Origin of the sequence: Limnofasciculus baicalensis BBK-W-15 (assembly GCF_024178385.1) — a bacterium.
Taxonomy (GTDB): domain Bacteria; phylum Cyanobacteriota; class Cyanobacteriia; order Cyanobacteriales; family Coleofasciculaceae; genus Limnofasciculus; species Limnofasciculus baicalensis.
Genome location: NZ_JAMZMM010000603.1, coordinates 1 through 2,369, shown reverse-complemented (window position 1 = coordinate 2,369; position 2,369 = coordinate 1). Strand labels below are relative to the sequence as shown.

The 2,369-nt window shown below is 42.0% G+C and carries 2 protein-coding genes; both read left to right on the top strand.

Annotation, left to right across the window (positions count from 1 at the left end; translation table 11 throughout):
* Nucleotides 1-220 precede the first annotated feature (220 nt).
* Nucleotides 221-685 carry a TolB family protein gene (locus NJ959_RS28630; protein WP_373693732.1) on the top strand — a complete coding sequence of 155 codons (465 nt, stop codon included), beginning with the start codon at nucleotides 221-223 and terminating at the stop codon, nucleotides 683-685.
* 160 nt (nucleotides 686-845) lie between these two features.
* Nucleotides 846-2,297 carry a trypsin-like peptidase domain-containing protein gene (locus NJ959_RS28625; RefSeq protein WP_254015159.1) on the top strand — a complete coding sequence of 484 codons (1,452 nt, stop codon included), beginning with the start codon at nucleotides 846-848 and terminating at the stop codon, nucleotides 2,295-2,297.
* Nucleotides 2,298-2,369 lie beyond the last annotated feature (72 nt).

The window sequence follows — 2,369 nt, the reverse complement described above, 5'->3', positions numbered from 1 at the left end:
CCCCACTCCCCACTCCCCACTGGTTTTTGGTTTGGTCACAAATTATAAACAACGGTGATACTGACAGGCAAGATGCCTGTCCTACAATAAGAATGGGATGGCAGCCCATTGTCTACAACTAATAACAAATCATAAATAATAAATGACGAACAACCAACAACCAATAACAAATAACCAACAACCAATAACAAATAACAAGATACTAATTATTTTAATTATTATGGTAGGATTAACTGCGACTGGCTGTGTGAATCAATTTACCTCACCACCACAAATTATCACAGGTGGACTCAATAGTAACAGACCTGATGAATTTCCTGCTTATAGTAGTGATGGTCGTTATCTTGCCTTTGCTTCAGATCGCAATCGCTCTCGTGATATCTTTCTTTACAATCTACAGGAACGGCGACTGATCGATTTACCAAATCTCAATCGTCGGGATTCTAGCCAAGATCAACCTGCGCTGAGTGCGGATGGTCGATTTATTGCCTATCTTTCCAATGAACGGGGAAAAAGTGATATTTTAGTTTATGACAGACAAAGCCAGCGATCGCAACTTTTAACTGCTGGTGTCAGAGGCTCAGTACGTCATCCTACGATTACAGGGGATGGGCGGTATGTGGCTTATGAAACTAGTCAGTTAGGTCAATGGCATATTGTTATTGTAGAACGAGATATCGAATAATAGACATACAGCAATTTTCAAGTATGTGAGGTACAGAGAAACCCGGTTTCTTTGAGAAACCGGGTTTCTGGGCTGTACTTTATAAACCTGCAATCTGCTGTATATACAGATTCCTTTTAACTTTTGACTTCATTCCCCATTCCCAAGAGGTTTATTATCCATGAGTACCAAACCCCTGCGTACCGCTAAATCGGCTGCGATTGTCGCCGCAGTCACTCTTGGTGCTACTATCCTAAATGCGATCGCAAACGTTGATTTCCTCAATTTCTCTCTAGCACCCAATATCGCTTCAGCACAAGATATTGATGAACAAATTAACATTCGAGTTTATCAACGAGCAAGTCCGGCTGTTGTCTCGGTTCAGACTAATGATAGTACGGGTAGTGGTAGTATTATTAGTTCAGATGGTTTGGTTTTAACCAATGCTCATGTTGTGGCAGGTTCCAGCTCAGTAACTGTGACTCTAGCAGATCGCAGTCGCCTGGTTGCTGATGTTATCGCTTTTGGTGATAACGGTTTGGATTTGGCAGTTTTGAAAATTCGTGGGGGGAATAATCTACCAACTATTTCTCTTACTAGCACTCCTGTACAAGTTGGACAGCGGGCGTTTGCTATTGGCAATCCGTTTGGTCAATTTCAGGGGACTTTTACTGTGGGAATTGTCAGTAGAATTGATCGGGAACGGGGTTTAATTCAAACTGATGCAGCAATTAATCCAGGTAATTCTGGCGGACCATTGTTAAATGGGCAGGGAGAATTGATTGGGGTGAATAGTGCGATCTTTAGTAGTTCCGGTGGTGGTAATATTGGAATTGGTTTTGCGATCGCTCTGGATCGAGTAAAGCCTTTCTTAGCGGCAGTGCGCGAAGGAAGAGCTTCTCGTACTACTGTGCGGCAAAATCCTACTCCTAGCAACCGCGAACCCCAAACTCTCGCTCTTAATAGTCCTGTAATTAATGGTAAGCTAGGTCCGGGGAGTAATGTTTTACCCGTTGATAATAGTTTTTTTGACCTTTATGCTTTTCAAGGGAGGGTTGGTCAGCGAGTAGAAATTGATATGATCGGTCAGGAAATTGACCCCTATTTGATTTTACTCGATCCTAATGGGAACGATTTAGCTCAAGATGATGATAGTGGTGGTGGTAATAATGCTAGAATAGCCATTACTCTACCTGAAACTGGTACATACCTCCTCATTGCTAATTCCTATCAAGCCCGACAAGCTGGAACTTATAAGTTACGGACTCAAGGTACTGCTACTGCTACTAGTGGTGGTAATTCAGTAAGTCAGGAACGTTTCATTTTACGGGAAGAGGGAAATCTCGGTTATGGTTCATCCGTACTTCCCTCTGATGGTAGTTTGTTTAACCTCCACACCTTTGAAGGTACTGCGGGTGAATCTGTCACAATTAGTGCAGTTAGTGCTGATTTTGATACTTATGTAGCCCTACTCGACTCTAACGGGAATCTGATTGGTGAGAATGATGATGCTAGTGAAAATAATCCTAATGCCACACTCACAATAACTTTACCCCGCACTGGTAGATATGGGGTAATTGTGAATTCTTATGATAAAACAGGTAGGGGTCAGTATGTTTTGACTGTGCGATGAGGGGAATGGAGAGTTTTGAGTTTTGAGTTTTGAGTTTTGAGTTTTGAGTTTTGAGTTTTGAGTTTTGAGTTT

What these genes read in the sequence shown, in the direction of transcription:
- NJ959_RS28630 (WP_373693732.1), top strand. Translation starts at nt 221, where the DNA reads ATGGTAGGATTAACTGCGACTGGCTGTGTGAATCAATTTACCTCACCA.
- NJ959_RS28625 (WP_254015159.1), top strand. Translation starts at nt 846, where the DNA reads ATGAGTACCAAACCCCTGCGTACCGCTAAATCGGCTGCGATTGTCGCC.